Annotated in this window: 15 protein-coding genes, 1 tRNA gene and 2 riboswitches; of the genes, 10 read left to right on the top strand and 6 right to left on the bottom strand. The window is 61.5% G+C overall.

Annotation, left to right across the window (positions count from 1 at the left end):
• Window positions 1-33: 33 nt before the first annotated feature.
• Together B2M20_RS01160 and B2M20_RS01155 are read left to right on the top strand one after the other, a co-directional pair.
• Window positions 34-1,341, top strand: a complete 1,308-nt coding sequence (locus tag B2M20_RS01160) for a polyhydroxyalkanoate depolymerase (protein ID WP_079445301.1) — start codon at window positions 34-36, stop codon at window positions 1,339-1,341.
• 253 nt (window positions 1,342-1,594) lie between these two features.
• Complete coding sequence (locus B2M20_RS01155; protein WP_079445266.1) at window positions 1,595-2,431, top strand: M48 family metallopeptidase; 837 nt, start codon at window positions 1,595-1,597, stop codon at window positions 2,429-2,431.
• A 236-nt stretch (window positions 2,432-2,667) separates the two neighbouring features.
• On the opposite strand, the gene B2M20_RS01150 is transcribed toward B2M20_RS01155, so the two are convergent.
• Entirely contained in the window at window positions 2,668-4,851 is a 2,184-nt protein-coding gene (locus tag B2M20_RS01150) for a transglycosylase domain-containing protein (protein ID WP_079445265.1), read from the bottom strand.
• Window positions 4,852-5,145: 294 nt separating this feature from the next.
• The gene (locus B2M20_RS01145) at window positions 5,146-7,920 is read right to left on the bottom strand and encodes a [protein-PII] uridylyltransferase (RefSeq protein WP_079445264.1); all 2,775 of its coding nucleotides are present in this window, start codon (window positions 7,918-7,920) and stop codon (window positions 5,146-5,148) included.
• 288 nt (window positions 7,921-8,208) lie between these two features.
• On the opposite strand from B2M20_RS01145, the gene B2M20_RS01140 reads away from it, so the two are divergent.
• Window positions 8,209-9,213, top strand: a complete 1,005-nt coding sequence (locus B2M20_RS01140) for an Hsp33 family molecular chaperone (RefSeq protein WP_079445263.1) — start codon at window positions 8,209-8,211, stop codon at window positions 9,211-9,213.
• A gap of 18 nt (window positions 9,214-9,231) precedes the next feature.
• Here B2M20_RS01140 and apaG read toward each other — a convergent pair whose 3' ends face one another.
• A complete protein-coding gene (apaG, locus tag B2M20_RS01135) occupies window positions 9,232-9,627 on the bottom strand; it encodes a Co2+/Mg2+ efflux protein ApaG (RefSeq protein WP_079445262.1) in 396 nt (131 codons plus the stop codon).
• Between the two features lie 204 nt (window positions 9,628-9,831).
• Here apaG and B2M20_RS01130 point away from each other — a divergent pair, with 204 nt between their 5' ends.
• From B2M20_RS01130 to B2M20_RS01120, 3 genes are read left to right on the top strand one after another with little or no spacing between them, the layout of a single operon-like run.
• Complete coding sequence (locus B2M20_RS01130) at window positions 9,832-11,079, top strand: OpgC domain-containing protein (RefSeq protein ID WP_079445261.1); 1,248 nt, start codon at window positions 9,832-9,834, stop codon at window positions 11,077-11,079.
• Entirely contained in the window at window positions 11,076-11,837 is a 762-nt protein-coding gene (locus B2M20_RS01125; protein WP_079445260.1) for an SGNH/GDSL hydrolase family protein, read from the top strand. Before B2M20_RS01130 ends, B2M20_RS01125 begins: the two co-directional genes overlap by 4 nt.
• A 2-nt stretch (window positions 11,838-11,839) precedes the next feature.
• Window positions 11,840-12,802 carry an SGNH/GDSL hydrolase family protein gene (locus B2M20_RS01120; RefSeq protein WP_244553368.1) on the top strand — a complete coding sequence of 321 codons (963 nt, stop codon included), beginning with the start codon at window positions 11,840-11,842 and terminating at the stop codon, window positions 12,800-12,802.
• A gap of 39 nt (window positions 12,803-12,841) precedes the next feature.
• Here the strand turns inward: B2M20_RS01120 and B2M20_RS01115 are convergent, their stop codons facing one another.
• On the bottom strand, window positions 12,842-14,035 hold the full coding sequence (locus B2M20_RS01115) for an O-succinylhomoserine sulfhydrylase (RefSeq protein WP_079445300.1): 1,194 nt from the start codon (window positions 14,033-14,035) through the stop codon (window positions 12,842-12,844).
• Between the two features lie 71 nt (window positions 14,036-14,106).
• Window positions 14,107-14,186, bottom strand: a riboswitch (SAM riboswitch).
• Window positions 14,187-14,356: 170 nt separating this feature from the next.
• On the opposite strand from B2M20_RS01115, the gene B2M20_RS01110 reads away from it, so the two are divergent.
• From B2M20_RS01110 to B2M20_RS01095, 4 genes are all read left to right on the top strand, one after another.
• Window positions 14,357-15,463, top strand: a complete 1,107-nt coding sequence (locus B2M20_RS01110) for a 2'-deoxycytidine 5'-triphosphate deaminase (RefSeq protein WP_079445258.1) — start codon at window positions 14,357-14,359, stop codon at window positions 15,461-15,463.
• A 122-nt stretch (window positions 15,464-15,585) separates the two neighbouring features.
• A riboswitch (Fluoride riboswitch) is annotated at window positions 15,586-15,645 on the top strand.
• Window positions 15,646-15,701: 56 nt separating this feature from the next.
• Window positions 15,702-15,911, top strand: a complete 210-nt coding sequence (locus B2M20_RS01105; protein ID WP_079445257.1) for a hypothetical protein — start codon at window positions 15,702-15,704, stop codon at window positions 15,909-15,911.
• On the top strand, window positions 15,908-16,288 hold the full coding sequence (crcB, locus tag B2M20_RS01100) for a fluoride efflux transporter CrcB (RefSeq protein WP_087881084.1): 381 nt from the start codon (window positions 15,908-15,910) through the stop codon (window positions 16,286-16,288). Before B2M20_RS01105 ends, crcB begins: the two co-directional genes overlap by 4 nt.
• 105 nt (window positions 16,289-16,393) lie before the next feature.
• Window positions 16,394-16,467 (top strand) — tRNA-Gly (locus B2M20_RS01095).
• A gap of 53 nt (window positions 16,468-16,520) precedes the next feature.
• Here B2M20_RS01095 and B2M20_RS01090 read toward each other — a convergent pair.
• Window positions 16,521-16,877, bottom strand: a complete 357-nt coding sequence (locus tag B2M20_RS01090) for a cupredoxin domain-containing protein (RefSeq protein ID WP_079445255.1) — start codon at window positions 16,875-16,877, stop codon at window positions 16,521-16,523.
• An 8-nt stretch (window positions 16,878-16,885) separates the two neighbouring features.
• Window positions 16,886-17,407: a DUF4142 domain-containing protein gene (locus tag B2M20_RS01085; RefSeq protein WP_079445254.1), complete on the bottom strand. Its 522-nt coding sequence runs from the start codon at window positions 17,405-17,407 to the stop codon at window positions 16,886-16,888.
• Between the last annotated feature and the right edge of the window lie 31 nt (window positions 17,408-17,438).

Genomic DNA, 17,438 nt, shown 5'->3' with positions numbered 1-17,438 from the left:
ACTATGTTGCGACGCAAAAAGGGGAACAAGCCAATGCCGATCGGTGAATTTGGACGGCCGCCGGAGATGCCGGCGGAAGTCAGCCCGTCGATGACGGCGCCGATGTACTGGATGTACGAAATGGCTCAGGCGTCGCTCAACCCGGCTCGCGCCATCACCGATGCAACCAGGATGCTGTTCCAGAACCCGCTCAATCCGTGGGCGCATACCGAGTTGGGCAAATCCGTCGCCGCGGGTTGCGAACTGTTCGAACGCACCACCCGCCGTTACGCGAAGCCGGAATGGGGCCTCCACGAAACCGAAGTCAACGGTGTGCGCACACCGATCGAGATCCGCTCGGTCTGGGAGAAACCCTTTTGTCGTCTGCTCCACTTCGATCGAATGCACACACGTCCACTGCGCGTGCCGCAGCAGCGCCTGCTGCTGGTGGCTCCGATGTCGGGTCACTACGCGACCTTGCTGCGCGGAACCGTCGAAGCGTTCATGCCGACGCATGACGTCTACATTACCGACTGGTCCGATGCCCGAATGGTACCGGTCGCCGAGGGGCGCTTCGATCTCGATGATTTCGTCGACTATCTGATTGAGATGCTGCATGTGCTCGGCGGAAACGTCCACGTCATCGCTGTCTGCCAACCGTCGGTCCCGTTGCTGGCCGCCGTGTCGGTGATGGAGGCCGAGCGCGATCCGTATGTTCCGCTGTCGATGACGTTAATGGGAGGGCCGATTGATACCCGCAAGAATCCGACCGCGGTCAACAATCTCGCCGCCGAAAGGGGCACCGATTGGTTCCGCAATAACGTCATCACCAAGGTGCCGTTTCCGCACCCTGGGGTGATGCGCGACGTCTATCCCGGCTTCTTGCAGCTCAATGGCTTCATCAGCATGAATTTCGATCGCCACATGAAGGCGCACAAGAGTCTGTTCGAGAATCTCGTTAAAGGCGACGGCGACCTGGTCGACAAGCATCGCGATTTCTATGACGAGTATCTCGCTGTGATGGATCTGACCGCCGAGTATTATCTGCAAACGGTCGATCTGGTGTTCGTCAAGCACGCGCTGCCCGAGGGCGAGATGACCCATCGCGGCCGGCTGGTCGAACCTTCGAAGATCACGCGCGTCGCGTTGATGACGATCGAAGGTGAGAAGGACGACATTTCCGGTCTCGGCCAGACCGAAGCGGCGCACGCGTTATGCACATCGATCCCAAACAACCGGCGAACCCATTACGTGCAAAAGGATGTTGGTCACTACGGGGTGTTTAACGGGTCGCGGTTCAGATCGGAGATCGTCCCTCGCATCAATGACTTCATGCAGTCGAACGCCAGACAGCCAGCGTAAGCATCGCACGCTGCGGCCGCTGCATCGATCGCACGTAAATCCGAACGGAAACAATCGCCTGATCGATCCCGCAGTCAGGGGCGCGGGATCCTGCGGCAACCCTCCCATGATCGGTTCATTTCTTTCGTTTTCAAGAGATGAACTCATTTTCATCGCTTCGAGGGTCAACTCAGCCGAATGAAGTACAAATTTTCTTGTTCCTGCACCCCTTATATAGCCAATCAGGGATAGGTTACCCCTGTATATTGGGCAAATGATTTGTTTTTGCGCCGATCGATTTGAGTGGCGCCGGATATGGCAGAATCCGGGCGAGATTTCCCGTCCCGGATTTGCAGACATGGCCCGTGCGCTCCTTTATCGACGTCCCGCCGAACCATCCCGGCTTCTCATCAAGCATGGATCCCAGGTTTATTCAGTCCGCTTGCGCCGGCATCGCCGCGCGCGCCGCTACACCTTGCGAATCCATCCGAGTGACCGCGAAGCGATCCTGACGATGCCGCCGCGAGGAACGCTCGCGGAAGCAAAAGACTTTGCGCAACGTCACGGCGGCTGGATCGCGGCGCGTCTCGGGCGGCTGCCGAAGGCGGCGCCCTTCCACCACGGCGCGGTCATTCCGCTGCGCGGCATCGCCCATCGGATCGTGCATCGCGCCGGCGAGCGCGGTACCGTGTGGACCGAGACGCGCGATAGCGGCGAGCGTATTCTTTGTGTCGCCGGCGAACTCGAATATCTCGACCGGCGGGTCCATGATTTCCTGAAACGGGAAGCAAGACGAGACCTACAAAAAGCTTCGCAGCGCCATGCCGACGCGCTTGGCGTCAAGGTCAAGCGCCTTTCGATCCGCGACCAATCGAGCCGCTGGGGATCATGCACGTCCTCCGGATCGCTCTCGTTCTCATGGCGGCTCATCCTGGCGCCGCCGTTCGTGCTGGATTATCTCGCCGCGCACGAGGTCGCCCATCTCGTTGAAATGAATCACTCGCCACGGTTTTGGAAGGTGGTGGCTCGCATCTGTAATCATGTCGAGCGGGCCAAGAAGTGGCTCGACGTTGAAGGCAACGACCTCCATCGCTACGGTATTCAGGACTAACCTCGGAACTGCCGACGCGGCCGAAGCCGTACGAGGGCTTGATTGCTTTGGTTGGAACTGAAGCGCTTCGTCATTGCGAGGAGCACAGTTCCTCGTCTTCGAGGAACGACGGTGACGAAGCAATCCAACTCTCTTTCTTGCTATCTGGATTGCTTCGCTCAGCACAAAATTGGCAGCCAATTTTGTCGCGATCTCGCAATGACGCGTTGAGTGCTTTCATCTTATTTTGTCATGCTTCAGTGACCGCCGAACAGCCGGTCCACGAGCCAGCCATCCAGACCGCCAGCAGCTTCCGGCCGCACATTGGTCCGCACCGGCTGCGGCTGGCGCTCGACCGCAGGCGAAGCCGCAGGGACCGGTACGTCGACGGGTTGGCCGAACTGCGCGACTTCAGGCAGGAAGCCGCCCCGCTGTGTGCCGGGAATCGGCTCGGGCCGCACGCCCTGGTGAGCGGCTCGCATAAAGCGGGTCCAGACCTCCACCGGCAGACCGCCGCCGGTCGCCTTGCGGGTCGGCGTATTGTCGTCGTTGCCGAGCCAAATCCCGGTCACGAGCCGCGCGGTATAACCGATGAACCATGCATCGCGAAAATCCTGACTGGTTCCGGTCTTGCCGGCGGCTGTCCATCCGGGAATCTCGGCCTTGCGCGCGGTGCCGCTGATGAGCGTCTGCTCCATCATCGTGTTCATCATGGCGACCCCCCGTGGATCGATCACCCGGTCGGGTGCTTCCTTCCCGCGCGCATAGAGAAGCTTGTTGCCGTCGACGGTGCGGATGCGCTCGACGACATGGGGACTGGCGGCATATCCGCCGTTTGCGAATGGCGCGTAGGCACCAACCAGCTCCAGCGGCGACACCTCTGAAGTGCCAAGCGCGATTGATGCGTTCGTCTCAAGTTTTGATGTGATGCCGAGGCGGTGCGCGGTTCGCACCACTTTTGCAGCACCGACTTCCAGTCCGAGCCGGACGGCGACGGTATTGAGAGACATTGCGAGCGCCTGAGTTAGCGTCACCGCGCCGAAATACTCATGAGAGTAGTTCTCCGGCCGCCAGCCTTTGACGTCGAGCGGAGCGTCCTGACGGATCGTCTCGGGCGTGAGCCCGGCCTCGATCGCGGCCAGATACACAAACGGTTTGAACGCGGAGCCGGGCTGACGCTTTGCCATGGTCGCCCGATTGAACTGGCTGTCGGCGTAGTTGCGGCCGCCGACCATGGCGCGGACCGCGCCGTCGGGCGTCATCGCCACCAATGCGCCCTGGCTGACATTGAACTTGACGCTTTTCGCGGCCAGTTCGTCGATCAAGGCGGCTTCCGCCACGCTCTGCAATTTCGGATCGATGGTCGTTTCGACGACAATGTTCTGATCGACCTGGCCCACCAGATCATCGAGGACATCGCCGACCCAGTCAGCAACGTAGTTGGTGGTACCGGCGCTGGCCGGCTTCACGGCGTAGGAGGGTTGGGCGGCCGAGGCGTGCGCCTGTTGCGCCGTGATGAGGTGAGCGTCCGCCATTGCCGCGAGCACGATCTTTGCGCGGGCTTCGGCACCTTCCGGGTTGCGATCCGGTGCGAGCCGCGACGGCGACTTGACGAGACCGGCCAGCATGGCGGCTTCGGCGAGCGTGACGTTCTTCGCGGGCTTTCCGAAATACTTCTGCGCCGCCGCTTCGACACCATACGCGCCAGACCCGAAGTAAACGCGGTTGAGGTAAAGCTCGAGAATCTGCGCTTTGGTGTGCTTGCGCTCCAGCCAGAGCGCGAGTTCGACTTCCTGGAGCTTCCGCTCAAGCGTACGTTCCTGGGTCAGGAACAGATTCTTGGCAAGTTGCTGGGTCAGCGTCGAGCCGCCCTGCGATACGCCGAAGTGCAGCACGTTGGCAACGGCTGCGCGCAGGATGCCGATCGGATCGACGCCGTAATGCGAATAGAACCGGCGATCCTCGATCGCGATGAAGGCGTTCGGCAAATAGGACGGCACGTCCTTGAGCAAGACGTTGTTTCCGGCCATTTCGCCGCGCGTCGCCAGCACGCTGCCGTCCGCAGCGACAACCTGAATGGTCGGCGGACGTTTTGGAATTTCGAGCGACTGGATTGGCGGCAGATGCGCGCCGATATAGATCAGCAGGCCGACGACAGCGATAACCGCCCACAATGCGAGGACGGCGCCCCAATAAAACAGCCGCGAGAGACGCGCGCGTGTACGCTTCTTCGCTCGCCGTCCACCCTCACCCGGAGGCCTGCGCGGGCCTTCAGTATTCGGAGCGGCTGCTTTGCGCGGGCGGGCTCGCCTGTCCGGCGGCTTGTCGTCAGCGATCGTAACGCGGTCGAGCGGATTGATGCGCAACTCCGAAAGCGAAGCTGCGAACCCACTGAATACCGGCTCTTTGCGCCCGCTACGCTTTTTTTGTCCCCACGCCATACGCAACAACGCTCACGCCGACCCTGCACGCCAGTGTGCCGATTTCGAAGTTCGCATGTTCTTGCAGCAACCGTTGATGCGAACGTCAAAATCAGACGGACCCTAGCGGCCGGGCTTTAAGGCGCGGTTACCTGAAAGTTAATGCAACATTAGGGCTGGAACCGCCGACCCAAGTCGAACAAGCCGCGTCCTGTCATCCGCGCGACGTTCACAGCCCGACCGGCTGGTCCGGCCAGAATGAGGGCCAAACCCATTGCAAGGGGAGTTTGCAAGACGCTGCCTCCCGACGGCGAATTATTTCGCAGTGCTGCCGTTAGCGAGCAGATGGACCAGCGCGCGCTTGATCGCGGTCTGCCGTGTCGGAGCGGTGATCCGGGCGCCGAGCAGGTCGGTGACGTAGAACACGTCGCGCGCGCGCTCGCCGAATGTCGCCACGTGGGCCGAGGCGATATTGAGGTTGAGCTTCGAGATCGCCGTGGTGAGCTGAAACAGAAGCCCAGGTCGATCAAGCCCTGAAACCTCGATCATGGTGTGGCGGTCCGACCATTGATTGTTGATGGTGACCTTGGGTTCGACCACAAACGGCCGCAGCCTCTTTCCCCCGGCGCGGCTCGGTATCACGTCGGGCAGGCGCAACCGGCCTTCGAGCACCTGCTCGATGATCTCGGCGATGCGGCCGGCGCGCCGGCCTTCGTCCTCGTCGCGCTCATATTCGCGTGAGATCGCGATGGTATCGAGCGCCTGCCCGTCGATGGTCGTATAGATCTGGGCATCGACGATATTGGCCCCGGCCGACGCGCATGCTCCCGCAATGATCGACAGCAGCCAGGGATGATCGGCGGTAAGGATCGTCAGCTCGGTGACGCCGCGCCCCTCATCGAAGCCGACGTTGATGTTAAGCTTCTTGCCGCTTCCTTCGCTGGCGCGCAGGAAGCGCGCGTGCCTGATCTTGTGCTCGAGATCGACCTTGAGCCAGTAGGCCGGATAATGCCGGACAATGTAGGCATCAAGCTCATGGTCGGGCCATTCGGTGAAAGCGGCACGGAACTCGGCCTCAGCCGCCGCCATGCGCTGCGCGCGATTGACCTCGGAGAAGCCGCCGGTCAGCACGGGTTCTGTCTCATAATAAAGAGTGCGGAGCAGCTGGGCCTTCCAGCCATTCCAGACGCCGGGGCCGACGCCGCGAATGTCTGCGGTCGTCAGGATGGTCAAGAGCTTCATCCGCTCGACCGATTGGACCACGGCCGCGAAATTCTCGATGGTCTTGCGATCGGATAGGTCGCGAGACTGGGCCACTTTGGACATCGTCAGATGCTGTTCGATCAGCCACGCGACCAGTTCGGTGTCGGCTGCGTTGAAGCCAAGGCGCGGGCACAATCTGCGCGCTACCTTGGCGCCTGCGATCGAATGATCCTCGGGCCGGCCCTTTGCAACGTCATGAAGCAGTGTGGTGATGTAGATGACAGGCCGGTGCTCGGGAAGAATCTTGCGCATCAGCTCGCTGGCGAGCGCGACCTCGTCATTGTCGCCGCGCTCGATATCCTGAAGGATGCCGATGCAGCGAATCAGATGCTCGTCCACCGTGTAGTGATGGTACATATTGAACTGCATCATCGAGACGATCGTGCCAAAGGCGCGGATGAACTGACCTAGCACCCCGGTCTCGTTCATCCTGCGCAGCACGGTCTCCGCATCATTCGAGGTCAGGATCTCCATGAACAGCCGGTTGGCTTCCGGGTTTTCGCGAAGCTCCGCGTTGATCAGCCGTCGCGACCGCGTCACCAGCCGCAAGGCGTCCGGATGGAAAGCCAGGTTGTTCTTCTGCGCGAGGCGGAACAAACGGATCAGATTGACAGGGTCGCGCTTGAAGAGATCGGGCGTCGCGAGATTGATGCGGTTGTTGTCGATGATGAAGTCGTCGTTGTCCGGAACCCGCCGAACCTCCGTGCCCCGCGGCCACAACATCACGCGGCTGAGAACCGGTGCCGGCTTAGCCTGCTGATCCTCGAGCTTCGCGCATAGAATTGCGGTGAGGTCGCCGACATCCTTGGCGGTCAGGAAGTAGTGCTTCATGAAGCGTTCGACATCTTGCATCCCCGGATGAGACGTATATCCGAGCCGGACCGCGATCTCCCGCTGCAAGTCGAACGACAGCCGTTCCTCCGCCCTCCCTGTCGCGAAGTGCAGGTTACAGCGTACCGACCATAGAAAATCGGCGCAGCGGCTAAAGGTCCGGTATTCGCGAACATCGAACACATTGCACTGGAGCAATTCGTGGCTTTCACGCACCCGATAGACATACTTCGCGATCCAGAACAACGTATGCAGGTCGCGTAATCCCCCTTTGCCATCCTTGACGTTAGGCTCGACCAGATAGCGCGACTGGCCGGCGCGGTGATGGCGCTCCTCGCGCTCGGCAAGTTTGGCAGCGACGAATTCCGCCGCTGTTCCCCGCACCACTTCGGTGTCGAAGCGGCTAACCAGTTCGTCGTAAAGTGCCCGGTCGCCGGTGACGAAGCGGGCTTCCAGAATTCCGGTGCGGACGGTCATGTCGCCCCGCGCCTGCCGGATCGATTCATTGACCGAGCGCGTCGCGTGACCGACGTTCAACCCCATGTCCCATAGACAATACAGGATAGCCTCGGCGACCTGTTCGCCCCACGCCGTCTGTTTGTAAGGCAGAATGAACAGCAGATCGATATCCGAGTCCGGCGCCATCAAACCGCGCCCGTAGCCGCCGGTCGCCACCACGGCCATGCGCTCGCCATCGGACGGAATAGGGGAATGATAGAGATGACGGGTCGCGGCCGAAAACGCCAGACGAATGATTTCGTCTTGAACGAAGCAAAGCCATTCGGCGCAGCGCCGCCCGTGGCGGTCACGCAGAAGCCTCGCCTGCGCCGCATCGCGCACTTTCGCGAGTTCGACCTTCAACAACCTGGACACGGCAGAACGGAAAACGTCCCCGTGCCCAGCGTGCTTTTCGGCCAGCGCATCAATTTCGCCGATGATCCGGACGGTATCGAAACCGGCGCCGTCCGCCGCTTCTTTTGTCGTTGCGAGGTCCATCGCTTATCCGGATAACGGAGGCCGCGCGCGCTGTCACCGCAGTTTGTGAACTGCATGTGACGGATCCATGCTTCAACCCACCGGTTTGAGCAATGATGCGCTGCAGCCGGCATCTCCAGAATATCTGTTTTCTCGTTGACGGAAATCCCCTAAATATTTGAAACGCGTGACTTTTATTTCTCAGCTGCTGCGCCGATATTCCGCAGCCCATCCTCAAACGGAGCTTTATATGACGCTCCTCCCTCTCATGGGGTTTCGATCCCGGCCAGTCGACCCCAGATAGAGGGCATGACCTCACAAATGCCCGACCCCGCCACGTCGCGTGAAACCCCCGTGCGCGCGCCCTCATCCATTCCGGTCGACGACGCCGTGATTCCGTTTGAGGTGAGCACACTCGACCTGCGTGGACGACTGACCCGGCTAGGGCCGGCGCTCGACGAGTTGCTGGTCCGGCACGACTATCCCGCACCGGTCGCCAAGCTGCTCGGCGAGGCGATCGTGCTGACGACGCTGCTCGGCTCATCGCTCAAGTTCGAGGGCCGGTTCATCCTGCAAACCCAGACCGATGGACCGGTGTCGTTCCTGATTGTCGACTTTCGGGCCCCGGCCGGGCTGCGAGCCTATGCCCGTTTCGACAAGGCCCGGCTCGGCGATGCTTCCGACTCGGGCGCGCTGCTGGGCCGCGGCCATCTCGCGATGACCATCGATCAGGGTCCGGACATGAACCGCTATCAGGGTCTTGTGGCACTGGAAGGCGGCAACCTCGAAGATGCGGCGCATGAGTATTTTCTGCGCTCGGAACAGATTCCGACGCGGGTCCGGCTCGCGGTCGGCGAGGAGTGGCGCCGGGAGGGGGATGGACCGAAGCGCGGCTGGCGTGGCGGCGGCATGCTGCTGCAATTCCTGCCCAAGGCGCTGGAGCGCGCGCGCCAGGCCGATCTCCATCCCGGCGATGCCCCCGACGGTGGCGCCGTGCATACGGTGAGCGAGGATGATGCCTGGGCCGAGGGTCAGTCGCTGATCGGCACCGTCGAGGACCTCGAACTGATCGATCCCGACTTGTCCGGTGAACGTCTGCTTTACCGCCTGTTCCATGAGCGCGGCGTCAGGGTGTTTTCGCCGCAAGCGCTGCACGCGCGGTGTTCATGCTCGCGTGACGCCGTGGCGGCCATGCTGAAAAGCTTCACGCCGGAGGACCGCTCGGGCATGGTGCAGGATGGCAAGGTTGCCGTGACCTGCGAGTTCTGCAATTCGGTGTACGAATTTACCCCGCAGGAAGCCGGCGTGGAGTAGGCGCGATTGGACGCGACCTTAGTTCAGCACGCGCTTGCTGTCGGGGCTGTCGAGCGAGAAGGTCGGAACGTCTATTTCGAAGGGTTCGCCGCTTCGGATCGAGATCATCTGGTAGCGGCCACTCATGAAGCCGGTGGCGGTCGGCAGAGGAACCCCGCTCGTGTATTCGAAGCGCTCGCCGGGCGCAAGCACCGGCTGCTCGCCCACGACGCCCTCGCCGCGGACTTCCTGCTTCCTTCCCGAGGCATCGGTGATGATCCAATGCCGGGTGCGCAACTGCACGGTCTCGGGACCGGCGTTTATGATAACCACCGTATAGGACCAGAAAAAATGGCCTCGCTCGGCGGACGACCTCTCCGGCATGAAATTCGGTTCAACGGTGACTTCGATCTGGCGGGTAACGGCACGGTACATCGCAAACTCTCTAGTATTCGAGCGATCATAGCCAAAACAGGCGCATGAACCAGCCCCCTTCGTTGTGATCGTGCGTCAGCCTGGTTCCACACTATGATCCCGGCGGCAATATTGATTTTTTGCCACCGTTAGCGTGAAGCTGTCCTCCCGTAAATCCATCTCGATCGCGCAGGCGATTGAGATGGCCTTATCGAAGCCGAGCGTATGCCGCCAGTTACCGATCAGATTGTCGGAGCGCGCACGAGGGCGGCCCCTGCGGGCGTCACGCGCGATGCGCCGGCCGTTTTGATTCCGACCCCGCCGCGCGAGCGCGAGCTGAGGCTCGATCTGTTTCGCGGGCTCGCGCTATGGTTGATTTTCATTGACCATCTGCCGCAGAACCTCCTGACCTGGCTCACTCTCCGCAACTATGGCTTCAGTGACGCCACGGAGATTTTCATCTTCATCTCGGGCTATACCGCCGCCCTCGTTTACGGACGCGCTATGCGCGAGCGCGGATTTGTCGTCGCCGCCGCGCGCATTCTCAGGCGAGTCTGGCAAATCTACGTAGCACATATCTTTCTATTCACGATTTTCCTCGCGGAAATTTCCTACGTCGCGAGCAGCTTTGAGAACCCGCTTTACACCGAGGAAATGGGCATCCTCGATTTTCTCAAGCAGCCCGACGTCACGATCGTGCAGGCGCTGCTTCTGAAATTCCGCCCCGTCAACATGGACGTGCTGCCGCTCTACGTCGCGCTGATGCTCTTTTTTCCGCCGGTGTTGCTGGTGATGCAGCGCAAGGCTGATCTGGGGCTAGCGCTGTCGGTCGGTTTTTATGCACTCACCCGGTGGTTCGAACTGGCACTCCCCGCCTATCCCAACGGGGTCTGGTTCTTCAATCCGTTCGCCTGGCAACTGCTGTTCGTGTTTGGCGCATGGTGCGCGCTCGGAGGCGCCAAGCGCATCTCGCGCATCCTGTCTTTGCCGGCAACACTTTGGATTTGCGTCACCTATCTGCTGTTCGCTTTCTACACCACGCTGACCTGGCATGTGCCGCAGCTCAATCATTTGATGCCGGACATCGCCGAACAGTGGATGTATCCGATCGACAAGACCAATCTCGACGTGCTGCGCATCATCCACTTTTTGGCGCTCGCCGCGCTGGCCGTCCGCTTCCTGCCCAGGAACTGGCCGGGATTGGCGTCCCCCTGGCTTAAGCCGCTGATCCTGTGCGGCCAGAGTTCGCTCCAGATCTTCTGTATCGGGGTCTTTCTGGCCTTCGCCGGGCAGTTCATCCTCGCAGAGTGCTCCGGCGGCGCCACGATTCACCTCATTATCAGCATTTGCGGAATCCTGATCATGTCCGCCGCCGCATGGGTGTTTTCGTGGTACAAGAGGGTTGCGGGCAAGGGCGGAAGCCGCGCCAAACCTGCCGATGGCGACTCGGATCTTGCGGGAGGAGGAGCATGAGGACCGGCTTGGCGTCGGTCTTGATCGCGCTGGCCGCTTCATCGGCCAGCGTCTCCGCGTGTGCTGACGATGTGACCAAAAACTGCGCCGTGCCGGCCTATCTGCTGACCAGCGATAGTACACTATCCCGGGTCGCCTCGGCGGTCAGGGCGGGCGGCCCGCTCAACATTCTGGTGGTGGGCAGCCGTTCCTCATCAATATCCGGAGCCGAGGAGGAAGCCTATCCGGCGAAATTGCAGGCTGCACTTCGCGAGAAATTGCCGGGCATTCTCGTGAACGTGTCCGTGGAACTGGCTCTGCGCAAGACCGCCGAGGATGTCGCGCCCAGCCTCGGCAAGCTCGCGGAGGCGAAAAAATCAACTCTGGTGGTGTGGCAGACCGGCATTGTCGATGCCATCCGGTCCGTCGACATCGACGACTTTCGCGAGGCCCTCGACCAAGGCGTGACCTCATTGCAGAAAGCGGGAGCGGATGTCGTGCTGATGAACATGCAGTACAGCCCGCGCACGGAAACCATGGTTTCAATGACATCTTACATCGACAACATGCGCGTCGTCGCGCAGCAGCGCGACGTACCAGTGTTCGACCGCTTTACAATCATGAGTAAGTGGAACGAGAGCGGTGAATTCGATCTATTCAGCCCAGTGCGGGGAGTAAGCCTTGCCAAACGCGTTCACAGTTGTCTCGGTAGCGCCTTATCGACCTTCGTGATCGAGACCGCTCGCATCAACCCCACCGAACTCGGGACCAAGCGTTGATGATGATCCTTCGCTTCCGCAGAACCCTCGGCCCGGCCGCGGCGGTCATACTGGCGGCAGTATCGGCCTCCACCGCGCTCGCACAAACGGCGCCGGCCAACGCCTCCGCGCTGTCGACAGGCAGCACCGCACCCGTTTCTTCGGTCGCAACCGCGCAATCCGGCACGCCGACGCAGAGCCTGTCCGGAAGGACGATCGACAAGGTAGCGACAATTGCTGCCCGCGCGCGCGACATCTTCAATCGCGTCCCTTGCCTGCCGCCGAAGGGTGTCTCGCAGTCGGTGGGATCACTGCCTCATGTGGCGGCCAAGCTTGCAGCCAACAAACCGGTTGTCATCGTCGCCTTCGGTTCGTCCTCGACGCAGGGTTACGGCGCGACGTCGCCAGAATTCAATTATCCGAACCGCCTGGCGGCCCAGTTGCACCGCAAATATCCGGCCGCCGCCATCACCGTGCTCAATCGCGGCAAGGGCGGCGAGGACGCGCCCGAGATGATAAAGCGGCTGCGAACGGAAGTGATCGATGCCAAGCCGGACATGGTGATCTGGCAGGTCGGCACCAACGCGGTGCTACGCAATCTCGATCCCGCGAGCACCGCAAAAACCGTCGAAGACGGCGTCGCGACCATTCAGGCCTCCGGCGCCGATCTGGTCCTGATCGATCCGCAATACGCGCCCGCCGTCAATGCCAGGGGCGAGAGTGCCGGCAGAATGGTCGGTCTGCTGAACCGGGTCGCGCACTACAGGCATGTGGGGATTTTCCCGCGCTTCGAGGTCATGCGCGACTGGCACGACCGGCAGTCGCTACCGTTCGACACCTTCGTGACCAAGGACGGCCTTCACATGAACGACTGGGGTTATGCCTGTTTCGCCCAGTTGCTCGGCGACAACATCATCAAGTCGGTGGATCAGGTCCAGGCTGGCGCCAGTTTACCGGCGGCCGCGACTGTCAATCGGCCTTTGTGAGACTTTACCCCCTCTCCTTGTTGGAAAGGGAAGAAAGCCTCACACCTTTTCCAGTGCGGCAACAAGATCCTCGATCAGGTCGTCCTTGTGTTCGAGACCGGCCGAATAGCGGATGAAGCCTTCGCCGATCCCGAGCCCGGCGCGGACTTCCGGGGCAAGACGCTGGTGGGTGGTGGTTGCCGGATGGGTGACGAGACTCTTGGCGTCGCCGAGGTTGTTCGAGATGCGCGCGAGCTTCAACGCGTTGAGACACCGAAACGCCGCCGCCTTGCCGCCCTTGACATCGAAGCCGATCAGCGTCGAGCCGGCGCGCATCTGCTTTTTCACCAGCGCCGCCTGCGGATGGTCCGGCCGGCCGGGATAGATGAGGCGGGACACTTTCGGATGCGACGCCAGCACCTCCGCGATCGCCGCGGCGCTCTCGGTTTGCTGGCGCACGCGGACGCTGAGCGTCTCCAATCCCTTCAGGAGAATCCAGGCGTTGAACGGCGAGATCGACGGTCCGGTCTGGCGTATAAAGGTCTGGAGATGATCCTGGACGAAAGCGTTCGACGACAGGATGACGCCGCCGAGCGTCCGTCCCTGGCCATCGATGTGCTTGGTGGCCGAATACACCACGACGTCGGCGCCGAGCTCCAGCGGGCTTTGCCAGATCGGCGTCGCGAACACATTGTCGACGATCAGCCGAGCGCCAGCCTGATGCGCGATCTCGGCGATGCCACCGATGTCGAGCACGTCGAGCGTCGGGTTGGTCGGGCTTTCGATGAAGCAGGTTTTGGTGTTCGGCCGCATCGCCTTGCGCCATTGATCGAGATCAAGGCCGTCAACCAGCGTGGATTCGATGCCGTAGCGGGGCAGCAGGTCTTCGACCACATAGCGGCAGGAGCCGAACAAGGCCTTTGCCGCCACCACATGATCGCCCGCCTTCAGCGGCGCCAGCATCGCGGTGGTCACCGCGGCCATGCCCGTCGCGAGGGCGCGCGCGGTCTCCGCGCCTTCGAGCGCAGCCATGCGCTGCTCGAACATCGCGACCGTCGGGTTGGAGTAGCGCGAGTAGATGAAGCCGGGATCGTCGCCCTTGAATCGCGCCTCACACTGTTCGGCGGTGTCGTAGACGTAACCTTGAGTCAGGAACAGGGCTTCCGAGGTCTCGGCGAACTGCGAACGCAGCGTGCCGGAATGAACCAGCCGGGTTTCAGGGTGATAGCGGGGTGCGGACTTGGTCTCGGACATATGATCTCCTGCGTGTCCACCGCGGACAGCGGCCACAAAAAAACCGGCCTGGAAGAACTCCACAAGCCGGGATCACATTGTCCCCGGCCTGTTTAGCGACTTATTTAACGTGGCTGCAAGCCGGCCGGCTCAAATCACCACGGAACGCTGTCATGCCTAGTCCCGCCTCTCCCGTCCGTCAAGCCAATCAATTGACAATCGCAATCGGCTGGCTGCAAATCCGGATTCAGACGCCAGAACCCTGCCTCTCGCCGACGGACAAGCACTAAAGCCCCTGCTCCTGTTTCGGGTCGATATCGCCCAGGCCGTAAAGACGACATCGTGTCATTCTCGCTCCCTCCCGACGCCAACGGCATTCTGCCCGACCGCATGATCGCGGCGATGGCCGACGCAGGCCTGATCCTGCCGGAATATCCGTTTGTCGAGAGCCAGATCCAGCCGGCAAGCCTCGATCTGCGGCTCGGCGCCATGGCTTATCGGGTGCGCGCCAGCTTTCTGCCGGGGCCTGACGCAACCGTCGCTGAACGCATTGATGAGCTCAAGCTGCACGAAGTCGATCTTTCCGACGGCGCGGTGCTGGAGACCAACTGCGTTTACATCGTGCCGCTGCTGGAGAGCCTGGCCCTGCCGCCCGAAATCATCGCCGCCGCTAATCCAAAAAGCTCGACCGGCCGCCTCGACGTATTCACGCGCGTGATCGCCGACGGCACCCGGCGCTTCGACATGATCGGCGCCGGCTATCACGGGCCGCTCTATGCGGAGATCAGTCCCAAGACGTTTCCAGTGCTCCTGCGCGAGGGATCGCGGCTGTCGCAGGTCCGCTTCCGCACCGGAGAGGCCGTTCTCGATGCCCACGAGCTCGAAGCCCTGCACGAACGGGAGCGGCTCGTCGATGTCGACGACGCCGATCTCGTCAACGGCGTGGCGCTCAGCGTCGATCTTTCGGGCGACTATGCCAACGGCTTTGTCGGCTATCGCGCCAAGCGCCATACCGGAGTGGTCGATATCGATCGCCGCGGCGGCTATGCGGTCGGTGAGTTCTGGGAGCCGATCGCGGCGCGGCCGGACGGCAGCCTGATCCTGGATCCTGGCGAGTTCTATATTCTCGCCTCGAAGGAAGCTGTTCAGGTGCCGCCGGACTACGCCGCGGAAATGGTGCCGTTCGATCCGCTGGTCGGCGAGTTCCGGGTGCACTACGCGGGCTTCTTCGATCCCGGCTTCGGCTATGCCGGCGCGGGCGGACAGGGGTCACGTGCGGTGCTCGAGGTGCGCTCGCGCGAGGTGCCGTTCATTCTCGAGCACGGCCAGATCGTCGGCCGCCTCGTCTATGAGAAGATGCTGTCGCGGCCCGACGCGATGTACGGCCAGCGCATCGGCTCCAACTACCAGGCCCAGGGCCTCAAGTTGTCAAAGCATTTCCGGCTGTAAGATCGTAAAGGCCTGCTGCTGAGTCCATCAGAAGCGGAAAGGCACTAGCCTCATCCTTTGATTGAGCATGATCTTATCCGAAAACCGGCTTCCCCTTTTCGGGATCATGCTCTAGCATAACCGAAATCGATGGGGATGGAGTCCCCCGACAACCGCCGCAGGCTGATGACTCCTACCGGGCGCCTTTGCGTCGGTAGGAGCTATTTCCTTCCCCGCTGCGCCCGAGAAAGGGCGCGTGATGAACAGACTTCCGAGTTCGCTATCGGTCTCGTTGTGGGGCGTCGGCGTTTGCTGGGTGGCCGTTGCGATCGGCTACCTGATGGATTCCGAGACCCTCCCGGTGATTTCCCTATTGATCTCTCTGGCGGTTCTTCTGGCGATCCCTCTGGTGGTCATCGGCGTCTTGGGCGGTATGGCCGAATGGCCGCAGAAGGAGCAAAAGCCTTGAAGTGGACGTATATCCTGGCCGTCGCAGCCGGCGGGTCGCTGGGATCGGTGGCCCGCTATCTCGTCGCCATCGGTTTCGGCAAATTGCTGGGCCCGAAGTTTCCGTGGGGAACGCTCGTCATCAATGTCACGGGGTCGCTTCTGATCGGACTGTTCGCCGGCCTGTTCGCTGTCCGATGGAGTCTGCCTCAAGCCGTACGCATCTTCCTTATCGTCGGAATCTGCGGCGGCTACACCACGTTCTCCACGTTCTCGCTCGATTCATTCTATCTGATCCAGCGGGGCGAAGTGGCTGCCGCCGCCTTTTACATGATCGTTTCCGTCGTGCTATCGGTTGGCGCGGTGATCGCGGGCTTACAGATCGTGCGGGTGCTTTAGAACGATCCTTCGGACATTTTCCCCGCTGTTGCGGAGCGGTTCGCTCGCTTGACGTCTTGGCGGGCTGAGCGCCATCGGTTACATCAGGGGATGGAGAGCCGATAAGCGGGCGTAGTTCAATGGTAGAACGGCAGCTTCCCAAGCTGCATACGAGGGTTCGATTCCCTTCGCCCGCTCCAACGTCGTTCGGTGGTCTCCTGCCGCTCGACCGTGCGCTTCCGGCTTCCAAGGACTACGGCGCGATCGTCAGCCTGGCTTTCATATTGGGATGGAAGCGGCAGTAGTAGTCGATCATTCCCGCCTTTTTCAGAACGAGCCTGACGGTTTTGTTCGGCGGCAGCGTCACGTCCCAGTCGCCGTTTCGCGCTGTCGCGGTATGTGCGAAGATGTCCTCGTTGACCCATTCGATGGTGTCGCCGACCTTGGCCTCCGTCTCGACCGGCATGAAAGCGAGGTCCTGCATCGAAACTCGAACCGTCGCCGCGCGGGCCGCGGCGGATAGTCCCAAGGTCGCGACCCCCATGCCCACGATGCTCAGGGCTGAGATTACCAAGGCTGCGGCAATCGGGAGATATCCGTCCGGTTTCATGGCGCGCCCTACTTCAGTTCGGCCGCGACTTGTTCGGCATGTTGCTCGTGGCCCTGGAAGATCTTCAGCCCCGTTTGCAGCAGGCTCTTCAGCTCGTCATTGCTGGCCGACGGAATGAGCAGGGTTTCAAGGGCGTTGTCGACCGCCTTGTGATAGGCGACCTCGTTGTCGACATAGGCCTTGTCGAACGCGGCGCCCTTCAGTTTCGACAACTCCTTGAGTTTGGCGGCGGCGTTCTTGGACAGCGTGCGGCTGGTGTCGTTGTCTTCAGGGGTGACCTTCAGCTTCTTGACCAGTGCGAGCGCCTTGTCGTTCACCGCCTCATGATCCCGCACCATATCGGCGGCAAAGGCCTTCACGTCCTTGTTGGTGGATTTCTCCAGCGCCTGCTTCGCCGCGGTGACATCGATGACGCCGGCGGTGTAGGCGATATGCGCGATCTGCGGATCGGTGGGTTTCGCGCCCTGCGCGAAGGCACCGCTGCTTAGCAGTGCTGCGGCGGCGATCGCCGTGCTCAGTCGAACGAACATTCTTGATACTCCTGTGACGCCGCGATTCGAA

The organism is Nitrobacter vulgaris, from assembly GCF_002028545.1.
GTDB lineage: Bacteria > Pseudomonadota > Alphaproteobacteria > Rhizobiales > Xanthobacteraceae > Nitrobacter > Nitrobacter vulgaris.
This window is presented reverse-complemented; position numbering and strand designations above follow the sequence as displayed.